Annotated in this window: 11 protein-coding genes and 1 pseudogene; 9 read left to right on the forward strand and 3 right to left on the reverse strand. The window is 68.1% G+C overall.

Going from position 1 to position 20,422, the window contains the following annotated elements:
* Positions 1–1,240, reverse strand: a pseudogene (locus tag E8A74_RS45050) (hypothetical protein); the annotation flags it as partial.
* On the opposite strand from E8A74_RS45050, the gene E8A74_RS45055 reads away from it, so the two are divergent.
* The 9 genes from E8A74_RS45055 to E8A74_RS45095 all read left to right on the forward strand — a co-directional run bounded on the left by E8A74_RS45055 (position 1,239) and on the right by E8A74_RS45095 (position 16,944).
* A complete protein-coding gene (locus E8A74_RS45055) occupies positions 1,239–1,475 on the forward strand; it encodes a hypothetical protein (RefSeq protein WP_136935343.1) in 237 nt (78 codons plus the stop codon). The pseudogene E8A74_RS45050 and the gene E8A74_RS45055 overlap by 2 nt on opposite strands.
* A gap of 652 nt (positions 1,476–2,127) precedes the next feature.
* Positions 2,128–3,387 (forward strand): AAA family ATPase, encoded by a 1,260-nt coding sequence (locus E8A74_RS45060; RefSeq protein WP_136935344.1) that lies wholly within the window; start codon positions 2,128–2,130, stop codon positions 3,385–3,387.
* The gene (locus E8A74_RS45065; protein ID WP_136935345.1) at positions 3,380–4,054 is read left to right on the forward strand and encodes a hypothetical protein; all 675 of its coding nucleotides are present in this window, start codon (positions 3,380–3,382) and stop codon (positions 4,052–4,054) included. The genes E8A74_RS45060 and E8A74_RS45065 overlap by 8 nt, the downstream gene beginning before the upstream one ends.
* Positions 4,055–4,070: 16 nt before the next feature.
* Positions 4,071–7,451: a DISARM system helicase DrmA gene (drmA, locus tag E8A74_RS45070; RefSeq protein ID WP_136935346.1), complete on the forward strand. Its 3,381-nt coding sequence runs from the start codon at positions 4,071–4,073 to the stop codon at positions 7,449–7,451.
* Positions 7,448–9,325: a DrmB family protein gene (gene drmB / locus E8A74_RS45075; RefSeq protein WP_136935347.1), complete on the forward strand. Its 1,878-nt coding sequence runs from the start codon at positions 7,448–7,450 to the stop codon at positions 9,323–9,325. Before drmA ends, drmB begins: the two co-directional genes overlap by 4 nt.
* The gene (drmC, locus tag E8A74_RS45080) at positions 9,325–10,101 is read left to right on the forward strand and encodes a DISARM system phospholipase D-like protein DrmC (RefSeq protein WP_232380034.1); all 777 of its coding nucleotides are present in this window, start codon (positions 9,325–9,327) and stop codon (positions 10,099–10,101) included. The genes drmB and drmC overlap by 1 nt, the downstream gene beginning before the upstream one ends.
* Positions 10,102–10,427: 326 nt before the next feature.
* Entirely contained in the window at positions 10,428–12,158 is a 1,731-nt protein-coding gene (locus E8A74_RS45085; RefSeq protein ID WP_136935348.1) for an MYXO-CTERM sorting domain-containing protein, read from the forward strand.
* A gap of 164 nt (positions 12,159–12,322) precedes the next feature.
* Positions 12,323–16,411: a TOMM system kinase/cyclase fusion protein gene (locus E8A74_RS45090; RefSeq protein ID WP_136935349.1), complete on the forward strand. Its 4,089-nt coding sequence runs from the start codon at positions 12,323–12,325 to the stop codon at positions 16,409–16,411.
* A gap of 137 nt (positions 16,412–16,548) precedes the next feature.
* Positions 16,549–16,944, forward strand: a complete 396-nt coding sequence (locus E8A74_RS45095) for a BMA_0021/BMA_0022 family TOMM bacteriocin (protein WP_170229865.1) — start codon at positions 16,549–16,551, stop codon at positions 16,942–16,944.
* On the opposite strand, the gene E8A74_RS45100 is transcribed toward E8A74_RS45095, so the two are convergent.
* Together E8A74_RS45100 and E8A74_RS45105 are read right to left on the reverse strand one after the other, a co-directional pair.
* Positions 16,941–18,044: an amidohydrolase family protein gene (locus E8A74_RS45100; RefSeq protein WP_136935351.1), complete on the reverse strand. Its 1,104-nt coding sequence runs from the start codon at positions 18,042–18,044 to the stop codon at positions 16,941–16,943. The genes E8A74_RS45095 and E8A74_RS45100 overlap by 4 nt on opposite strands.
* A gap of 9 nt (positions 18,045–18,053) precedes the next feature.
* Positions 18,054–20,246, reverse strand: a complete 2,193-nt coding sequence (locus E8A74_RS45105; protein WP_232380035.1) for a TOMM precursor leader peptide-binding protein — start codon at positions 20,244–20,246, stop codon at positions 18,054–18,056.
* Positions 20,247–20,422: the final 176 nt, after the last annotated feature.

Below are 20,422 nucleotides of genomic sequence, written 5' to 3' on the forward strand. Positions count from 1 at the left end.
CCCTCGTCAAAGTCCAAATATGGGGGCGGTAGCCTGCAAGACTCAGCAGCGGAAGAGCCGGATGGTGGAAATCTCCTTGTCCGGATCTGGTGAGGGCCCCGGGGCAGTCGACCGGGGCTACTCGACAGGCCCCTTCATATCCCTTCGTGAAATGCCGCATCACCCGGAACGGCCCGATCACCTCCGCCTGCGCGAGCGCCTTCGCCAGCTCCTCTCCAAACTCCTCCGCCAGGTACTTGGCCGCGTCCTCCGAAAGCTCGGCCACGTCCTTGATGACGACCTTCTCGCCGCGCGCCAGGGCCTCCGACGTCGCCTTCATGAACTTGTTGCCGAGCGCCATCGCCACCGGCGAGAACATCACCGCCGCGGCCGCCGCCTGGAGCCTCGGGTCGTTCGGCCCGTCGGCATTCATCCCGCCGACGATCCCGTATTCCTTCCCGTCGGGCCGATGGAGGTCCTCGTTCATTTGCAGGTTGAAGATCGCCCCCGCGATCACCACCTGCTCCAGGATCGCCCCGGCCCGCGTCTTCTTCGGCCGCGCCGGGCAGCCCTCCTTCGTCTGCTCGCACGACGTGACGTTCAATGGCTTGCGGTCTTCCGTGTCCACGAGCTGCGGGAGCACGCCGCCTCGATCCACGAGCCCGTGCTCCTTGTCCGCCCATTTCGCCTCCCGCTGCGGGAGGACCGGCTCGCTCGACAGAACACCTTGTCGCGGTAAAACAGGATCTTGCCGCTGTGCCGGGGCCGAAACAGGCGGAGGCGGCGGGCCCTCCTTCGGCTGCGGAACGCGATGCTTCTCGACGCGCTTCTCGACGCTGCCCTCGTCGCCGCCGCCTTTCCTTTCCTCGTCGCCCTCGCTCTTGCTGCCCCCTTTTTTCGCGCTCCCGTCCTCCGGCTTCTTCTCCTCTTTCGGCAACTCCTTCGCCGGCGCCGGCTTCGGTCGCGGCGGCGGCGGCGGGCATTTCAGCGTGTTGTATGGGATCGGCAAGACACGGACGCTCTCTGGCGGGGCATGAGGGTCAAAGATATAGGTGGCGCGCCCCTCGACCTTCCGCGTGAACTCCACCCGGCTGCGCGTGGTCCACACCTGTGCCGACCCCTGCTCATAGGCCCACTGGGCCATGCCAGGCGGGACGTCCGGCGGCTTGACGCAGACACGGAACTCCAGCGCACGCGCGGGCGAGACATTGAAGAGGAGGGGCAGAGGCAGAAGGAACGAGGTGACGACGCCGCGGCGCATGGGACCTCCCGCGCCGAGGGTACCAGCTCTTCGAGGCGCGCCGGAAGCCCTGGATCGGCTCTACCTCAACGCCGAGCGCGCGCGCGAGGAGCAGCGGCTCGGGCTCGCCGGCAAGAAGAAGGGGCGCGCGGTGAGCGAGGCGGCCGGCGCGGGGGACGAGGCGGAGGCCCCGGCGCCGAAGAAGGCCGGCAAGGGCGCGAAGAAGGCGCCCGGGAAGCAGGGGACGTTGTTCTGAACGGCAACCGGGCGTCGACACGCCCCGCGACGGTCGTCGACATGCTCCCGGGCTTCGTCGACACGCTCGCCGCGGATGTCGACATGCCCGCCGAGGACATCGACATGCTCCCGGCGGTCGTCGAGATGCTCCCGGTCCGCGTCGACATGCCCGCCGGTGGTCGTCGACATGGCTCCCGGTCTTCGTCGACATGCTCGCCGCGGATATCGACATGCCCTCGGTCTTCGCCGACATGCTCGCCGCGGATGTCGACATGGCTTCCGGTCTTCGTCGACACGCCCGCCGCGGATGTCGACATCCCGCCCGTCTCGTCGACGTGCATCTGGGGGTTGTCGACATGCTCCCGACGGTCGTCGTCATGCACCCGGGTGTGCGTGGACATGCTCTCGGCGGTCGTCGTCATGCCCCCGGCAGTCGTCGATGTGCACCCGGGTGGTCGTCGACGTGCTCCTGGGTGGTCGTCGACGAGGTCCCCGCGCTCGTCGACGAGCCACCGAACGCCATGGTCGCACGTTGGGCGGTTTTCATTCGAAGACCTGCGTGCCGCGAGCAAGGAAGGCGTTGCGGACGAGGAAGCGGTGGAGGAGTTGCCGGCGACGCAGAAGACGGGTAAGGGCAAGAAGCCTTTGGATGAGCAGGGGATACCCTTCAAATGACGCGTACGACCAGCAGAGTCACCACCGAACCTGGCGGACAGCCACCTGACACGTCCGGCCACCTAGCGTCGGTCACGGTCCAAGATTTCAAGTCGCTGAAGGACGTCACCGTCGAGCTGGGCCAGGTCAGCGTCTTCGTGGGCGCCAACGGGGCCGGCAAGAGCAGCCTTCTCGAAGCCATCGGGATCCTCGGCGCTTGCGCCGCTGGCGTCGTCGATGACCAGGCGCTCCTCCGCCGTGGCGTGCGGCCCGGCGTACCCGAACTATACAAAAGCAGCTTCTCCAACGAGAGAATCGCGCCAAAAATCTCGCTCACCGCGGTCTCGACCGGAAGCGCGAAGTACCGCGCCTACATCACGAACCCCACCCAGACCCCTGGGCCGTACTGGGTATTCGGAAACGAATCGCTCGAAGTTGCCGGGCACTCGATCGCGTCGCGGGGCCCCAGGGGGAATGCGTGGGCGCTCGGAATCTCTGCGCCGCTCGAGAATAGCCGCAGCGTCACGACGCTCGTGCGTGCAAGCCAGGCAACCGACGCAAGCGTGCGTACCTTCTTGTCGTGGCTCGATGGATTTGGCATCTTTGCGCCCGTTACACCGGTGCTCCGCGGTATCGCGCCGGACAGCGCTCAGCGCAGCCCTGTCGGACTCTATGGCGGTCAACTCGCTGAAGCTGTCGGATCGCTCGTGACCCAGGATGCCGGCAACGTAGCGCTCGAACAGGCGCTCTCGCTGATCGGCTGGGCCAGCGACGTAAAGGCTGGTGAGCCAAGCCGAACCTTCTTGTCTCCAAGCGTGCCGACGAGCCGCTCTGTCGTCGAGTTCCACGACCGCTTCATGGCGAAGCGGCGCAACGTGCTGTCGGGCTACGATGCGAGCGAGGGGGCACTCTACATCCTTTTCATGCTCGTACTCTCGGCGCACGCGCAGGCACCTACCGTCTTCGCAGTCGACAACTTCGACCAGGCGCTGAACCCCCGGACGGCGCGCGCCCTGACGCGGATGTTCGTGGAGAACGTTATCCGCCACGGGCGCCAAGTGCTGCTCACGACCCATAACCCACTCGTGCTCGATGGCCTCGACCTCGGGGATGACCGCATCCGTCTCTTTGCGGTCTCACGCGACGACATCGGGCACACGCGCGTGCGGCGCGTCCCCGTGCGCGATTTCGCGGCATTGAAGGAGAAACATGGCGAGCACGCGGTGAGCCGCCTGTGGATCGAGGGACGCCTTGGGGGGATGCCTGACGATGTCTGATACACACATCGCCGGGCTCGTGTGCGAAGGCCAGACGGACGTTCCGATTCTGCGAAAGATGATCCAGGCACTCTGGCCATCCGTGAAGGAGGTGCTGCCGCTCCAACCTCAGCTCGACGAAATGGAACGTGCGAAAGGTCCAGCGGGCTGGACGCAGGTCCAGAGCTGGTGCGAGCAACACGCGTCCGCACTCGACGATGTGCTCGCGCCCGACATCGGTGATCCGCTCGACCTCCTCGTCGTCGCAATTGACATCGATATTGCCATTGCCGCGGGGATCGCCGATCCTCCTCAGGAGGTCGGCGGCTACGAGAGCACCCGCCTGCGCAGAACGATCGAGGGGTGGCTCAAGACCCCTAAACGTAGAAAGTTGCCGGGTGCCATTGTGGTCTCGACGCCGGTCATGGCGATCGAGGCGTGGGTGATCGCTGCACTCTTCCCGAGGGCACGCAAACCCGAGCAAATTGCCGACGGTGCGCGATGGCTCGTCGACAATGATAAGCTCCGCCTCAGCCCCAAGGACGGCAAGCCGTGGAAGGAGCTCCACCGTTATCGTGAATTTGCCCAGAGCGTCGCGAGCAACCTGGCGCGCGTCCGGAAATCGTGCGCGGAAGCCGAGCGGACCAGCCAGGCCATCGAGCGTTGTCGAGATCAACTGAAAGACTGACGCGGGCGCGATGATCATGAACGAAACCCTCGTCCGAAAGCGCCTCGTCGAAGCCCTCGAAGCCGACCTCGTCGGCCCCTTCGTCCCCGACACCCACGCGCAAGGCGGCCAGGAGATCCTCCCCCTCGCCCCCTCGCGCTGGTACCTCACCGGCTTCCTCGCGCCCCAGGGCGGCCGCGTCCCCGACGCCGAGGACCGCGACTCCACCGACGACGGCCTCGCCGCCGGCAGCGAGAGCTCGGCGGAGGACGCGGGGCAAGACGAGCCCGAGCCCAAGCGCCCGGTCCGCTTCCCCGCCTCGATGGGCCTCTCCGTCTTCCTCCCGCCCGGCCAAGGCGACGCGGTTCTCGTCGACGTCGGGTACGCCGATTACGACAAGATCGAGGTCGCGATCGATCACACGGACAAGAAAAAGCCCGGCTGGAAACGTGTGCCCCACGGCCCGGTCCGCGTGGCCGTGCCGCTCGACGCCGCCCTCCTCCAGAGCAAGGACGGCATCCCCGTGCCAGGCTCGCGGGGCCTCGTGCTCCGGGGCGAGCTGCGCACGACGGAGATGGAGGGGCTCGACCCGGGCACGCGGATGCTGAGCCTCTTCCTCGTGAATGAACGCGCGGGGATGGAGCGCGACCGCGATACGCAGTTCGTCTTTCAGGTGCGGATGGAGCTCCTGTACGAGCGCGGCTTCGTCTCCCGCCCGAACCGGCGCGGCGAGGACGGGAACGACGAGGACCAGCGCGTGCTCGCCTTGAGCTTCCGCGACCATCGGGAATGGGCCGTCGGGCGCAATACGAGCGTGGAGAAGCCGCTCGAGAGAGACGGCAAGGTCACCCGCCTCCGGACGACGCAGCTCCCTTGCTTCGAGGTCCCGCAGGTCGGGCACCGGCAGATCGAGGACGGCACGTTCGGCATGGGGGATCTCTGGAAGCTCGACGGAAAGGGGCTCGCGAATGCGCTCTCGCCGCTCGTGGAGGCGTATGGGCAGTGGATCGAGCAGCAAAGATATGCCCCGCTCGATCGGCTGGAGGGTACACGTGACGACCTGATGAACAAGGCCGACCGGGCCCGGAAGCGTATCCAGGAGGGAATCGAGCTGCTCGGCAAGAACAAGGAGGCGCTGCGGGCGTTTCAGCTCGCCAACCTGGCGATGCACGGCGCGGCCATGCAAGCCGACAAGACGCGCGAGGATCCTCGTTACGTCGGCGGCAAGCAGCCCGAATGGCGCCCCTTCCAGCTCGCGTTCGTGCTCCTGAACCTGCCCTCGCTCGAAGACACGAGCCACCCCGACCGGAAGATCGCCGAGCTCATCTATTTCCCCACGGGCGGCGGCAAGACGGAGGCCTACCTCGGGCTCATCGCGTTCGTGCTTCTGCTCCGGCGCATCCGCGGGCAAGGCAGCCCGCACGAGGGGCGCGGGGTCGCCGTGATTTTGCGGTACACGCTCCGGCTGCTGACGCTCGACCAGCTCGGCCGGGCTTCGACGCTCCTCTGCGCGCTGGAAGAGATCCGCCGCAGGAACCCGAAGGAGCTCGGCAATGCGCGTTTCACGATCGGCCTCTGGGTCGGCGCGAGCGCGACGGCGAACCGGCTCCGGGACGTGCACGAGGCCCTCTCCGATTCCACCCCCGGCCGCACCGACTCGCCCTTCCCGCTCACGAATTGCCCCTGGTGCGGCGAGGCGATCAAGATCCAGAACATCAAGATCGTCGACGCCGAAGGAAAACCGACGAAGAAGAACTTCGCCCGCGCGGCGGTGTATTGCGACAAGGCCCAATGCCTCTACACGGAGGCCAAGGTGCCGGGGCTCGGCCTGCCCGTGCTCTTCGTCGACGAGCAGATCTACCAGGAGGTCCCGAGCTTCGTCGTGGCCACGGTCGACAAGTTCGCGATGATGCCGTGGCTCGGCGACGCGGGCATGCTCTTCGGCCGCGCGACGCACCTCGACGACGTCCGGGCCTACGGGGTGATGCATACGCCGAAGTCCGGCGCGCGGCCGCTGCCCGAGGGCCTCTTGCCGCCCGAGCTCATCGTGCAGGACGAGCTGCATTTGATCAGCGGCCCGCTCGGCACGATGGTGGGGCTCTACGAGGCCGCGGTCGATTCCCTCTGCGAACGGCCCATGTATGGCGCGGCGAGGCCGCCGAAGGTCGTCTGCTCGACGGCCACGGTCCGGCGCGCGCGGGAGCAGATCCAGGCGCTCTTCGGGCGGAGGATGGACCTCTTTCCCCCGCGGGGCATCACCGAGGGCGATAACTTCTTCGCGAAGGTCGAGCACGACAGGCCTGGGCGGCTCTACGTGGGCGTCGGCGCCCCCGGCCGCGCCCTGCGCGCGGTCTCGGTGCGCTCGTATGCGGTGCTGCTCGCTGCCGCGCGGAAGCATTTCGATCCAAAAGGTGATCCGAAGCAGCCGGCGGACCCATACATGACGCTCGTCGGTTACTTCAACAGCCTGCGCGAGCTCGGCGGCATGCGGCGGCTCGTCGAGGACGAGGTCAAGAACCGCATCGACGACATCGACGACAAGAAGCGCCCCTTGCTCTTCATCGGCCCCCACCCCTGGGCCGCCGATCGCAAGCTCGAAATGCCCGCGGAGCTCACCTCGCGCGAGCCCACGGAGCAGGTCAAGAAGACCAAGGCCCGCCTCGCCGCCCGGCGCACGTCGACGGACCCCGAGCCGCTCGACGTGGTGCTCGCCTCGAACATGATCTCGGTCGGCCTCGACATCGACCGATTGGGCCTGATGGTCGTCACGGGCCAGCCGAAGACGACGAGCGAATACATCCAGGCGACGAGCCGCGTGGGGCGCGCCTATCCGGGCCTCGTCGTCACGTGCCTGAACGTGATGCGGCCGCGGGATCGCTCGCATTACGAACGGTTCGTGGCCTACCACGAGAGCTTCTACCGGGAGGTCGAGGCGACGAGCATCACGCCGTTCAGCGGCCAGGCGCTCGATCGGGGGCTCGTCGGGAGCCTGCTCTCGATGATCCGGCACGGGATCACGGAGCTCTCGGCCCCGACGGGCGTGATGAACGTCCACGAAAAGCGTCCCGCGGCCGAGGCGCTGCTCGCGTGGATGGTGGACCGGGCGCGGTGGCATCGAAAATTCCCCGACGACGACGCGGAGACGCGGATCGCCGGCCTGGTCGAGGCCCGCGGCAAGAGCTTCCTCGACGCGTGGGAGCGCGTGATCGACGAGGCGAAGAAGGGCGCCGCGACGCGGACGTACAGCAAGAACGACCGCGCCGGGAGCGAGGGCAAGGCGCTGCTCTTCACGGCGAACGACGATCCTCCCGCCGATCACGACGAGCGGAAGTTCCAGGTCCCGACGTCGATGCGTGACGTCGAGCCGAACGTGCACGTATGGCTCCGCTTCAAGCAGCTCGACGAGAGGGGCGCATGAGCTTCAAGAAAAAAGACGCGAGCAAGGCGACGCGCGCGGACGGCCAGCTCCGGCAGAGCCAGCTCGTCACCACGTTCGGGCCGGGCGCGATGGTGGACCTCGTGGATCGAGCGGTCGTCATCGGGGGGCTCGAGCACTGGGGGTACGGGCGTGAGGGGTATGTGGCGCTCGACGATCCGCGCCTGCGGCGCTCCCTGATCCCTCGACTCAGGGCCCTCGATCCCGATCTCGACCTCGCGAAGGAAGGTTATTTCCGCATGCCGCCGGAGGGCGACGCGCGGGATCCCTACCCGAACGTGGGCATCCGCGCGCTCGAATTCCCCCGGTGGTTCGTTTGTCTGCATTGCCATCGCCTGGCGCGGGCGACGGAGCAGTTCGAGAACAAGAAGGGCCGTTACCAGCACCAGTGCGCGAAGAACAAATGGTCGAGCGCGGCGCCGGTGCGCTTCGTGGCCGCGTGCAAGCGCGGGCACCTCTCGGACTTTCCGTGGATCCCGTTCGCCCACATGGACCGCGAGGGCGGCGAGTGTGATCGGCAGGAGCTCTACCTCGAAGAGAACGCGGTCGGCGACGTCGCGCGGATCCTCGTGCGCTGCCGGAACTGCGAGGCCTGGACGTCGATGAACAAGGCGTCGGTGCTGCCGTACAAATGCAACGGCGATCGTCCGTGGCTCGGCGGTCGGGCGGCGAACGAGGCGTGTGATCAGAAAATGGAGCTTTTGGTCCGCACGGCGTCCCACGCGTACTTCGCGCAGGTCGTGAGCGCGCTGCGCCTGCCCGAACCGACGCCGGATCCGCTGCGCGTGCGGCTGCGGGACAAGGAGGTCTGGAAGGCGGTCCACAAGGTCAAGACGGCCGAGCAGCTCGCGACGGTGATGGAGCTGATGGACCACGTGCAGAGCGCCGTCGGCAAGGCGCCGCTCGATCAGGTCATCGCGGCGATCCGCGCGGAAAACGAGGCTTCCAGCGACACGTCGGAGCGGCCGCTGCGGAGCGCCGAATACGAGCGGATGATCAAGGCGCCCATCGAGCCGCCGGGCGTGGTGCCCGAGGCGGGCGTGCAATTCGCCGCGTACCGCGTGCCGAAGCACCGGATCGATCTGCCGCCGGGGGTTCGGGGGCTCGTCGTCGTCCCGGAGTTGCGCGAGGTGCGCGTGCAGGTGAGCTTCAGCCGGTTCGATTCGATCGGGGCGAACTTGCAGGGCGAGTACGATTTCGAGGGGCGAAAGGTCAAGCCGGCGGTGCTGACGTCGCCGACGGGCAACGAGAAATGGCTTCCGGCGGCCGAGGTGCGCGGCGAGGGCGTGTTCGTGGAGCTCGACGAGGACGTGCTCGGCAAGTGGGAGAAGCGCGCCGCCGTGCAGAAGCGCGCCGAGCTGCTTTTGCGGGCCTTCGAGGCGGATGGGAGGGGCGCGTTCCCGGGCATCCGGTTCTTCCTTTTGCACTCGCTCTCGCACCTGCTCCTGACCGCGGTGAGCCTCGAATGTGGATACGCGGCGAGCGCGATCCGCGAGCGAATCTACTGCGGGCAGGCCGAGGCCTCGGGGCCGAACATGGGGGCGGTGATGCTCACGACGGGCACGACGGGCAGCGAAGGCACGCTCGGTGGGCTCGTCGAGGAGGGGCGGAGGATCCGGTATCACCTGCGCGAGGCGTGGGATCTCGGGCGGCTCTGCTCGAACGATCCGGTGTGTGCGGCGCACGATCCGAGCGCGGAGTCGAGTGATCGCCACACGGAGGGGGCCGCGTGTCACGGCTGCCTCTACATCGCGGAGTGCTCGTGCGAGTGGTTCAATCGGTTCCTGGATCGGGCGCTGGTCGTGCCGACGATCGGCAATGATCCGGAGCTGGCCTTTTTCCGAGAGCGACCGTGATGGGGAGCCGGGCGAGCTTGAAGACCGTGGCGACGACCGTGCTCGTGGAGCTGCGGGAGGCGATCGCGTCGGGGTTCTTGAAGACGCCGGTCGATCGGGCGGCGCTGATCGGGTTCGGGATCCGGCATCAGATCGAGGCGATCGAGGGGGCCTTGTCCGGGCACAAGAGCGCGGCCTGCGTGGCGATTTTGGATGTCGCGCTCGCGGAGCGGGAGGATCGGCGGAAGGCGCCGGAGCTCGTGTGGACCGGGCCGGAGGCGCCGGCGGGGGCGGCGCGGGATACGGCGGTGGTGCTCCGGGCGTTGTTCGAGGGGGCGCGGGAAAGCGTGCTGCTGGCGGGATATAGCTTCGACCATGCGAAGGAGGTGCTTGCGCCGCTCCATCGGGTGATGCAGGAGCACGGGGTGCGTGCGCGGTTCTTCGTGGATGTTCCGCAGATTGCACGAGGGGTCGATGCGGGGGCGCATCTCGAGCGGTGCTTGGGGGAGTTCCTACGCGAGAACTGGCCGTTCGGGGAGCCGCGGCCGAAGCTGTATTACGACAAGCGGGCGATGGTGCCGGGGCCGCCGTATTGCAGCCTGCACGCGAAGTGTGTGGTGGTGGACGGGGGGAAGGCGTTTGTGTCGAGCGCGAACTTCACCCAGCGGGGGCAGGAGCGGAACATCGAGGTGGGGGTGTTGATCGAGGATCCGGGTTTTGCGGGGTATCTGGCGGGGCAATGGGTGGGGTTGATCGAGACGGAGATCGTGGGGGAGTACGGGGTGGGGGCGCTGTAGTCAAGGATTTCGAGCGATGTCGACCGACGATTCGGGGCGCGCAGCAGATAAGTCCACAGGCTGCTAGGCTTTCCGCGACGCGTACCGCAGCGTCGCGCCCCCGATCCCGCCAGGCGGGCCGGTTGCGTCTCTCGAGCGCGGACGGGTCGCTCGTGGACATCGCCCGCGTGACGACCGCCGACGCCTAGACTTGACCGGGAGCGCGTGGACCTGGCCGGGAAGCGCGTGGACGTGTGCCGGAGGAGGGCCATCTCGTGTCGCACCCGTGGTAACATCACGAAGCATTTCTTCACCTTGGCTCGGGTGGCCGCGCCGGAAAGGATCCCATGCTCGGTTCGAGCTCTCCCACGTTCCCCGTTGTTGTTTCCTCCTTCTTCCTCGGTGCTGCGGTCGTCTGCGCGAGCGGCGCGGCGTTCGCGGCCGTCACGCAGCCGAATGGCACCGTCATCCCCGTGAATGGGGGCGCTGCCCTCAGCGGTTACATCAACGGGTCGGCCAACAACGACAACATCAACGAGGGGATCGACGTCGTGCAGGACGCCGCCGTGGAGCCCCAGGTGTTCTCGCCGCTCTGCGACTTCAGCGGCAAGTACATCGCCAAGGGCGGCGGCGCCAATTTCGCCGTCGGTTGGTACAACGTCGACGACAGCGTCCCCAGCGAAAACCCGCCGAAGTACGTCCCCGTGGACCTCGGCGCGAACCTCAACGTGGCGGCGCCGAACAGCGACATCCAGATCCTGTTCCCCTTCTCGGGCGCCCTGCCGCCTCCCGACCAGGTCAACCTGAGCGCCGTCTCGATCCGCGAGAACCCGGCCTACAAGGGCGGCTACATCGGCTTCGTGTTGATCCCCAACCCGAACGGCACCGGCAGCGGGAACGCGACGCAGTATCACTACACCGAGCACCGCTTCAACGTCCTGTGCACGCTCTGCTCGAACCCGGGACCCTGGTACTCGGATCTCATCTACAAGTCGAAGATGCTCGCCAACACGTTTTACCTCGGCTTCGAGGATCTCGATTTCATGAACGCGGCGGGCTCGGCGGGCGTCAACGGCAACGACCTCGACTACGAGGATTTTCTCTTCCGTTTCACCGGCGTCGCGTGTCCCGGCGCCGGCCAGCCCTGCGACGTCCCCGGCGCGCAAGGGGCGTGCGCGAAGGGCATCTCCGACTGCGACGCGCAAGGGACGCTCATCTGCAAGCCCGTCCTCCAGCCCGGCAGCCAGGGCGAGGCGTGCGACGCCATCGACAACGACTGCGACGGCCTGATCGACGATGACGCGACGTGCCCGCCGGAGACGGTGTGCAATGGCGGCACCTGCGTCGCGTCGTGCGAGTCGGGCGAGTTTCCCTGCCTTCCCTCGTTCGTGTGCAAAGGGAGCCTGTGCATCGAGGAGAGCTGCGCGAACGTGGTGTGCCCGGAGGGCGAGGTGTGTGACGGCGGCGCGTGCCGCGCGCCCTGCGCCGGGGTCGTTTGCCCCGCGGGCCAGGTCTGCAGCGGGGATCACTGCGTGGATCCGTGCACGGGCGTGACCTGCGGCGAAGGCCAGGTGTGCGTGAGCGGCGTGTGCATCCCCGGGTGCGCCTGCCGGACGTGCGCCACGGGCGAGAGCTGCCACGTGGACAGCGGTCAGTGCGTCGAGACCGTGTGCCTCGGCGTGTCGTGTGACGCCGGCACCCATTGCAAGGCCGGTCAGTGCGTCGACCTCTGCGACGGCGTGACGTGCCCGCCGGGCGAGGCCTGCCAGGCCGGTCAATGCGCCGTGGACGTGCCCTCGGCGACGAGCTCGTCGTCCACCGGCAACTTCGTCGGGTCCGGCGGCGCGGGCGGCGACGGAGGCGCGGGCGGCGCAGGCGGCGTCATGGCGGGTGGTGGCACGTCCGCGGGCGGCGCGCCGCCCGGGAGCGGCGAGTCCGGGAGCTGCGGCTGCCGTATCGAGTCGGCGGCCTCGTCCGTTGGCGGCACCGGCCTCAGCGCGCTGCTCGCGGCCCTGCTGTTCGCTCGTCGGCGTTCGAACGGCCGCGAACGCAGGCCGCGCGCGAACGAGAGCCGCTGATCGACGCCCCTCACCCACCCGCCGACGTCCGCTGCCTCGCCCCTCTCCACGCGCACGCCGATGACGGCATACATTGTGGTTCGCAGCGCCCATCCTAGTCTGGGACACGCTAGGCCCGGTGCGGGGGCGACCCCGACCGGGCGTCCCCAGGGGGAGCGGGCGAGATGGGCGGCACGCAGGGAACAAAAACGGCGGTCGGCGTGGCGCTCGCAGGGCGCTACGAGCTCCTCGAGACGCTGAACGAGGGCGCGTTCTCCACCGTATACAAGGCACGACAACGGACCACCCACCAGGCGGTCGCCGTGAAGGTGCTCCGGCTCTCGGAGGACCCGCGGGCGCCCCTCCACGACAAGAGACTCGCCCGCTTCCAGCGCGAGGTGCACATCTGCGCGCAGATGCACCACCCGAACATCGTGCATCTCCTCGACTCGGGGCGGGCCGACGGAGGGCTCGTGTACTCGGTGTTCGAGTTCGTGCCCGGCAAGGACCTCGCCAAGGTGCTCGCCGACGAGGGTTGCCTGCACCCGCTCGAGGCGCAGCACTTCATGCTCCAGGTCCTCGACGCCCTCGCCTGCGCGCACGCGAGCGGCGTGGTGCATCGGGATCTCAAGCCCCAAAACCTCCTCGTGACGACCACCGGCGCGCGGCGAAACGTGCTCGTGCTCGATTTTGGCGTCGGAGCGCTCCTCGGGGAGGTCCGCGGCGACGAGAGCCGGATCACGATGACGCACGAGTCGCTCGGGACGCCCGCTTATGCGGCGCCCGAGCAGCTCCGCGGGCTGCCTCTGACCCAGCGATCGGATCTTTATGCGTGGGGGCTCGTGTTCCTCGAATGCCTTACCGGCCGGCGGGCGGTCGAGGGCGCGACGGTGGCCGAGGTGATGGCCGCGCAGCTCGCGCCGGAGCCCATTTCCATCCCCGCGAGGATCGCGGACCACCCGCTCGGGCATTTGCTCCGGCGCGTGACCCAGAAGGACCCGGCCGCGCGTGGCGTCACGGCGGAGAAGCTGCTCCGCGAACTCGAGGGCCTCGAGGTCGGCGATCTCGCGCCGAGCGTCGGGGCGGAGGCGAAGGCGAGCACGGTCGGGGGTCTGTCCTTCGGCAGCGACGGCCTGGAGGGCAGCGGTGAGGGGCGCGCGCGGCTGATCGAGGGGGAGCGGCGGCAGATCACGGCCGTGTGTTGCTCGCTCACGGTCGTGAGCGTGAAGCCCGGCGCCGTGGAGCTCGAGGAGCTCGACCAGGTCCTCGGCGCCCAGCAGGAGGCGTGCGTGCGGATCGCGCGGGCGCGCGGCGGGCACGTCGCGGGGGCGCTCGGTGGGGCGGTGCTTTTCTATTTCGGCTACCCGGCCGCGCGGGAAGACGACGCCCAGCGAGCGGCGCAGGCGGCCTTCGCCGCGATGGAGGAGATCCGCCGGCAAAGCGCGACGCTCGAGGCTGGGCGCGGGGTGCGCGCCGAGCTTCGGGTCGGCATGCACACGGGCATGGTCGTCGCGCGTGAGCTGCGCGAGCCGGCGAGCACGGGCCCCGGGCCTCTCCTCGGGGCGACGCCGAAGCTCGCGTATCGCCTCAGCTTGTTGGCACAACCAGGCGCCATCGTGGCCAGCGGGGAGACCTACCGGCTGCTCCGAGGCCACTTCGCGTTCGACGAGGGCGGGGAGCTGCGGCTCGACAGCGCCGCGGCCCCCGTGGAGCTGTACCTGCTCCAGCAGGGGCCGCCGGAGGGCGAACGGGAGGCTCCGCTCATTGGGCGCGCGCGGGAGATCGATTCGCTGCTTGAGCGCTTTCGCCGGGTGCTCGACGGCGCGGGGCAGGCCGTCGTCCTGAGCGGCGAGGCAGGCATCGGAAAGTCCCGGCTGGTGCGCGAGCTGCGGGAGCGTATCCGCGGCAGGACGTTTACGTGGATCAAGTGCCGGTGCACGCCGCACACGATGAACAGCCCCTTTTACCCAATCATCGACACCTTGATGCGGCTCGTCTCGCCGGGGCGAGAGGCGGCCGCCGAGGGCCGCGCGGAGGGGCTGGAGGCGCTGCTCACGAAATATGGATTCGATCTCGTCGAGGCCATGCCCGTTTTCGCGTCGCTTCTTTCGATCCCGCTCCCCGAGCGGTGGCCGCCGCTCAACGTCTCGCCGCAGTGGTTGCGGGAGCTGACGCGCAACGCCGTGCTTTCCTTGCTCTTCGAGATGGCCGAGCGGGAGCCGCTCGTGTTCGTGGTGGAGGACGTGCACTGGGCGGACCCGAGCACGCTCGAGCTGCTCACCCAGCTCACGGGCGAGCTCGCGTCGGCCCGCGTGTTCGCGCTCTTTTGCGCGCGCCCCGAGTTCGTGGCGCGCTTTTCGCCCGCCGCGGTACACCACGTGAAGCTCGATCGTCTCGGTCGTCCCGAGGTGGAGCAACTGGCCGCGGCGGTGACCGCAGGGCGATCGCTCCCGCCGGAGGTGCTCGACTGCATTGCCACGCGCACCGATGGAGTTCCGCTCTTCGTGGAGGAGCTCGTGCGGATGATGATCGAGTCCGGCGCGCTCGTGGAGCAGGCGGACCGGTATCACCTCGCCGGCCGGCTCTCGGATCTCAGCATTCCGAGCACGCTGCGGGATCTGCTCACGGCGCGGCTCGACCGGCTCGGCAAGGCCAAGGAGACGGCCCAGGTGGCCTCGGCGATCGGCCGGGAGTTTTCGCTTGATCTCCTCAGCGCGGTCGATCCGCTCGAGCCCGACGAGCTGCGCGAGCACCTCGACCAGCTCGTGGCCTCCGACCTCGTCCATTGCAAGCGGCGGCTGAAGAACCCGGTCTACCTGTTCAAGCACGTGCTGGTGCGGGACGCGGCGTACGAGTCGATGCTGAAGCGATCACGAAGGGAGGTGCACGCGCGGATCGCGGCGGTGCTGGAGGAGAAGTTTCCCGACGTCGTCGAGGGGCGGCCCGAGCTCTTGGCCTATCACCTCGCGGCTTCGGAGCAGAAACGGCGGGCCCTTGGATATGCGCAGAAGGCGGTGAGGTCGGCGCTGCACCGGTCGGCCTACCGGGAGACGATCGAGCTCGCCACGGAGGCGCTCGACTGGCTTCCCGTCATCGAGGATGCACGGGAGCGGGCTGTCGTCGAGCTCGAGCTGAATGGGGGCCTGATGCCTGCGCTGATGGCCACGCGTGGCAACGCGGACCCGGAGCCCGCATTGGTCGCGCGACGCTCGCAGGAGATCCTGGACCAGATGGGGGACCATCCGCTCGCGTTCGGCACGTCCTGGGCGCGGTTTCTTTATTATCATGATCTAGGGCACGACCATCAGCCCACGGCGATGGCGCAGCAGATGCTCGCCGCTGCGGAGCGCAACCAAGAGCCAGCGCAGCAGGCGGCCGCATGGATCGCGCTGGGAAAACGCCTCTTCTTCGCCGGCCAATTGGCGGAGGCTCGGACCAGCCTGGAGCGCGCCCTCTTGTTGTACGACCCCACGGAGCACCGCTCGTATGCCGTGACGCTCGGTATCGATCCCAAGGTCCATGCCCAATCGGTCCTCTCCCTGGTGTTCTGGCTGCTGGGGTATCCGGAGCGATCGCTCGTGCAGAGCATGGCGGCCCTCGCGTGGGCGCGTGAGCTCAAGCACGCCAATAGCCTCGGCCTCGCGCTCGTGTACCTTGCCGGCCTTCGGCATTATCGGGGTGAGCCGGAGCATGTCCGGGAGCTGGCCACCGAGCTCATCGATTTGGGCGAACGAATGGGCCTCGCTCCTTGGAAGATCCTCGGCACCGTCCTCGGCGCGTGGGTCGAACACGACGTCGAAGCGGGCTCACGATGCCTTTCGATGCTCCACGCCTCCAGTGGGCAGACGGCCATGCCCTATTGGAGCTCGCTGGTCGCGGAGTCCGAGGCCGCTGTGGGCAGGATCGGCGACGCGCTCGCGCGCCTCCGATGGGGCCTGGTGCTCGCAGCGGAGCTACGCGAGTTCTACTATGTGGCCGAGCTGCACCGGTTGCTGGGCACGTACCTGCTCGCGCAGGGCAACGGGGCGATGGGGGAAGCGGAGCATCACTTCCGCAAGGCCATGGACGTCGCCTGTGGGCAGGGCGCGCGGATGCCGGAGCTGCGCGCCGCGATGGAGCTCTCTCGCATCCTGCGGACCCAGGGCCGGATCGACGAGGCGCGGAGGATGCTGGAGGGGGTCTATGGGTGGTTCACGGAGGGCTTCGAGACCACGGATCTGAAGGCGGCTCGCGTGCTCCTCACGGAGCTTCGTCGTTCGTCGCAGAGCCGCTGACATCCGAAGGGAGCGACGTTCGAGACGAGAACGCCGGTCGCTTGACCGGCGGAAGGGTCGTCCCATGTTCGGCCATGGCGAACGAGCGGACGACGTGGAGCGCCGCCGTTCGGAGATCGTGGAAAGGAGAACGAGTCATGAGAACGAGAGGTGACCTTTGGGCGCTCGTGGCGGTGGCACTCGCGTTGTCGACGTCCGCGTCGGAGACGCAGGGGAACGAGGTCCCTGCGGGGGACTCCGCCACGAAATCCGAGCCCGTCGAGGATTTCTCCGAGCTGTGGGTTTATGTGATCACCAAGGCGTGGAACGACGAGACATTCAAGCAGGAGCTGCTCGCAAACCCTGCGCAGGCGCTCGAGGCGCACTTCAACTACAAGGTTCCGTCTGACGTGCATCTCGAGATTGTGGAGAGACAATCCGGGCATCCCGCACGCTACAAGGTGATGGTGACGCTCCCGGAGAAACCCGATGTAGCCCAGGTCCCCCCGGTGGGTGCGGCGATGGGGGCACGACCGGGGGGGGAGCCTTGCTAAACCCCCTCCAGCCTGTAGAGCCGAGCCGGATTGTCCCGCAGAATCTTCTGAAGCACGTTTCCGGGGAGCTTTTGCCCCAAGGGAACGAGTTTTTCCGTGATGTCGCTGTCGTGATCCAGGTGGGGAAAGTCCGTCCCGAAGATCAGGTTGTCCTCGCCGACGTAGGGAAGCAGCTCTGGCAGGTACGGCTCGTCGGGCTCGATGGCGACGAAACATTGCCGCCGAAAGTACTCTGAGGGTTTTCTCCGGACGTTCTCCGCGACCTCGCCCGAAAGGTTGCGGTATTCAATCTCGTCGAGCCGCCACAACCAGTACGGCAGCCATCCGAAGCCGGCTTCGAGGAACGCGACGCGCAGACCGGGGTGCCGCTCCAGCACGCCCCCCTCGACCAGCGCGAGGAACGCCATCATCTGCTCCATGGGATGCGAGCACGCGTGCAGCGCAAAGCGGCTCTCGAATCGATCCGCTCCCGCGGTCGGGACCCGCGCGTGCGCGCCTTCATGGAGAGCGACCGCCACGTCGAGCCGTTCACACGCGGACCAGAAAGGCTCATAGGCGGGATCCGACAAGATCCGCCCCTTCACGGGGTTCGGCCTTAGCACCACCGCCGTCCACCCCCACGCCGTGATGCACGCGAGATCCTCGACCATCGCGGCCGGGTCGTGGACGTTCACCACCCCGACGCCTCGGAGCCGCGCCGGATCGTGCGCACAGAAATCGTGCAGCCAGCGGTTGTAGGCGCGGGTGAAAGCACCGGCCAAGGCGGGATCGATCGTGTCGATTCCCAGCAGGAAGAGCGTGGTCGTCGGAAAGAAGAGGGCCATGTCGACATGGGCTCGATCCATCGCCCGGATCTGCGCGGCGGGGTCCCTCCCCGCCCATAACTCGTCGCTTCGCCGGGATCCGACGGCGGAGAGCTCGCGCACGGCGCGCTCGGAGAGCTTGTGATGGACCGGCTCCCCGTGCAGCATCAACCGGGGCGTCCGCCCGCTGCGGCCGACGTCCTCGGAATACGGCGCGTGCGCGCGGAAGGGCTCCTCCAGGTACCTCTTCCACAGGTCGATGGGCTCGATGACGTGACGATCTGCATCGATCAGCATGCTCCCTCCTCAAGTCAAGAAAGGCACGGGATTGAGCTCCGCCTCGTCGAGCGCGCGATTCCGCCACCCCATACGTACGGGCACGTCATAGAGGCGCCCGGGCCCGAAGCGAGGCCAGAAATGGCGGAGCCCCGGCACCGTCACCTTGACGACGCAAAGGCCGAGGTCGGGCCGGGTCTGGTCGAGCACGAGCATGTCGAGGTGGGCGCGGGCCGCGAGTTCCACGCATGTGCGGACGTCCTCGGCGAGGTCGTTCCCCTCGCGGAGGCGCGGGGCCCGGGAACAGGTCCGGGGGAGCATGTCCTCGGCGGGGGTCAAAAAGCTCCGGTCTTCGAGCGTTCGTACGTCGGGGAGCGGGGGGAAATGGCCCGCGGGGTCGTATACCTGGTTCAGCTCGGTGAGGGCGCGCTGCGCGGCCACACGAATGTCGAGGTGAGAGCCGAAGCCGGCATGAAGTTGTCCTTTTTCCTTGCCCTGCGCCAGCGCGACGAGGACCGGAATCCCGAGGTCACTCGTGATGTCGAGGAGCTGGAGCGGCCGGCCCATCGAACGATACGCGGCCTCGATCTCGTCGAAATAGGGGTCGTCGAAGCTCGCGAGATCAACCCCGGGCCGGCGCAGCCGGTTGTACCACCAAAGGGCCACGGCATCGCGCTCGACGAGCTCGAAGAAGCCGTGCAGGATGGCTTCTTCGAGGCAATTGCCGGAGGCGTGACCATTGAAGCTGTACACGCAGAATCGCTCCTCGGGGGCGACCGGGGCTTGTGCATAACAAAAGGCCGTCGGCAAGTAGCGTCGCTGCTGCGTCGCGAGGGACCAGACGGGTGTCCAGTCGATCACGCGTCGCTCGTCGAAGGGCAGCGGTACATGCCATTTGCGGCTGCGCGCGGAGGCATTCCAGGCGTCGCGCGTCCGGTACTGGGATTCGCTGAAGCCTTGGAGATCGTGCGGGTGGACGCCCTCGTCCCCCAGCTCGGCCAGGCGGGCGCGGAGCGTGGGTTCGTCTCCCTGGTAGAGGGCGCTCACCCGCTCGATTCCTTCGCAAAGCGCGCTCGTCCGCGCCTGCGCGGCGCTGCGGCCCTTGCCGCCCGCCATGGCATGAAAGTCCGTCCGATTCCGCGCGTCGGCGGCCGGCACCACGGGATACCGCGCGCCTTGGACGAACCACGGCGGGCCCTCCCGCCCGGCGACGGGCTCGACGCTGGAAAGGACACCGGTCACGGGGCTGATCAAGTGCCGGTACTGCGCGAAGGTCTCCTCCGGGGAGATCACGCGGCTGCCCCCCTCCTGGGCGGCCAGGCGCGCGCGGCGTTCGAGAATCGGTGGCTGTGCGGCGCGCCGCTTCACGAGGTCCGGGTCTCCGCAGGTCGGGCATTGCGGGCGGCGCTGCACGGCGTGTTTTTCGAGTGCGAGGTGCTCGAAATCGAGGACGAGGACGTGATGTTCGATCTCAGCCCACGCGCCGCCTGCGATCCACCTCGCGAGCACGAGCGCTGCGAGCCCGTGGGCCGCGGCGAACCCCGCGGGGCTCGCTGGGCGCGGGAGGGAGAATGCATCCCGCGCGGCGCTCCGCCGCAGGAACGTCTGGACCGGGCGATGCGCGCGGATCCGGAAGGCAAGACAATCCCAGCAAGGACCCCCTGCGCGGAACATCGGCCCCATCCAGGGCGCTGCCCCGGACGGCTTCACGGGCATCCAGCAAAAGCCCTCGGCGCGGGCCTGCCGATGCATCTCCGCGAGCTCGGGCGCGAGGTAATCCTCGACGAGGACGACCCGCAGCCCCGCCCCGGGCTCGACCCGCAAACCGGCCGCCCGGAGCGCTTCACAGAACGATTCCGCATTCAATCCCGCGCGCGCCTCGACCGTCACGGGCATTCCGGAGCGGCGCTCGGCCGCGACGTCCCCCGCGACCCCGAGCGAGCGCCAGAAGGCGTCCTCGGCGGGAGGCTCGCGGGAGGCACGGGTGACGTAGCCGCCCTGCTCGAGCAGCGTGATTGTATAGTACACCTCGGGCGCGGTGGCCTTTCCCCGGAGGGCCGCGATGATCTCCGCATTCGTGCGTATGCCGTCCACGAGGGGCGCGACCAGCGCATAGAGGCGTCCCTGGAGGAGGGTCTCGTCATGCTCCCCGAGGAGCGCGAGGCAATCCGGGCCCAGGAGCGCCGGGCGTACGTGCGGCGCGAATCGCAAGACTCTGTTCATGTCGCACATCCGTCGCAGATGGCTGACCAAAGAAAGGAGACGGGGACGCCCGGTGGCGCACCGCGACCGAAATCAAAAGGTGCGGGAGCTTAACAGAAATCGTGGCCCCCGCGAGGCCGGGGGCGCACCTCGCACGCCGAGAATGGGGGGCCCTGTTCCGGACGGCCGGGCACCGT

It is taken from the genome of Polyangium fumosum (genome assembly GCF_005144585.1).
Lineage (GTDB): Bacteria > Myxococcota_A > Polyangia > Polyangiales > Polyangiaceae > Polyangium > Polyangium fumosum.

Excerpts from the sequence above, each read along its gene's own strand:
- E8A74_RS45055 (WP_136935343.1), top strand. The coding sequence starts at position 1,239 with ATGGGACCTCCCGCGCCGAGGGTACCAGCTCTTCGAGGCGCGCCGGAA.
- E8A74_RS45060 (WP_136935344.1), top strand. The coding sequence starts at position 2,128 with ATGACGCGTACGACCAGCAGAGTCACCACCGAACCTGGCGGACAGCCA.
- E8A74_RS45065 (WP_136935345.1), top strand. The coding sequence starts at position 3,380 with ATGTCTGATACACACATCGCCGGGCTCGTGTGCGAAGGCCAGACGGAC.
- drmA (WP_136935346.1), top strand. The coding sequence starts at position 4,071 with ATGAACGAAACCCTCGTCCGAAAGCGCCTCGTCGAAGCCCTCGAAGCC.
- drmB (WP_136935347.1), top strand. The coding sequence starts at position 7,448 with ATGAGCTTCAAGAAAAAAGACGCGAGCAAGGCGACGCGCGCGGACGGC.
- drmC (WP_232380034.1), top strand. The coding sequence starts at position 9,325 with ATGGGGAGCCGGGCGAGCTTGAAGACCGTGGCGACGACCGTGCTCGTG.
- E8A74_RS45085 (WP_136935348.1), top strand. The coding sequence starts at position 10,428 with ATGCTCGGTTCGAGCTCTCCCACGTTCCCCGTTGTTGTTTCCTCCTTC.
- E8A74_RS45090 (WP_136935349.1), top strand. The coding sequence starts at position 12,323 with ATGGGCGGCACGCAGGGAACAAAAACGGCGGTCGGCGTGGCGCTCGCA.
- E8A74_RS45095 (WP_170229865.1), top strand. The coding sequence starts at position 16,549 with ATGAGAACGAGAGGTGACCTTTGGGCGCTCGTGGCGGTGGCACTCGCG.
- E8A74_RS45100 (WP_136935351.1), bottom strand. The coding sequence starts at position 18,044 with ATGCTGATCGATGCAGATCGTCACGTCATCGAGCCCATCGACCTGTGG.
- E8A74_RS45105 (WP_232380035.1), bottom strand. The coding sequence starts at position 20,246 with ATGAACAGAGTCTTGCGATTCGCGCCGCACGTACGCCCGGCGCTCCTG.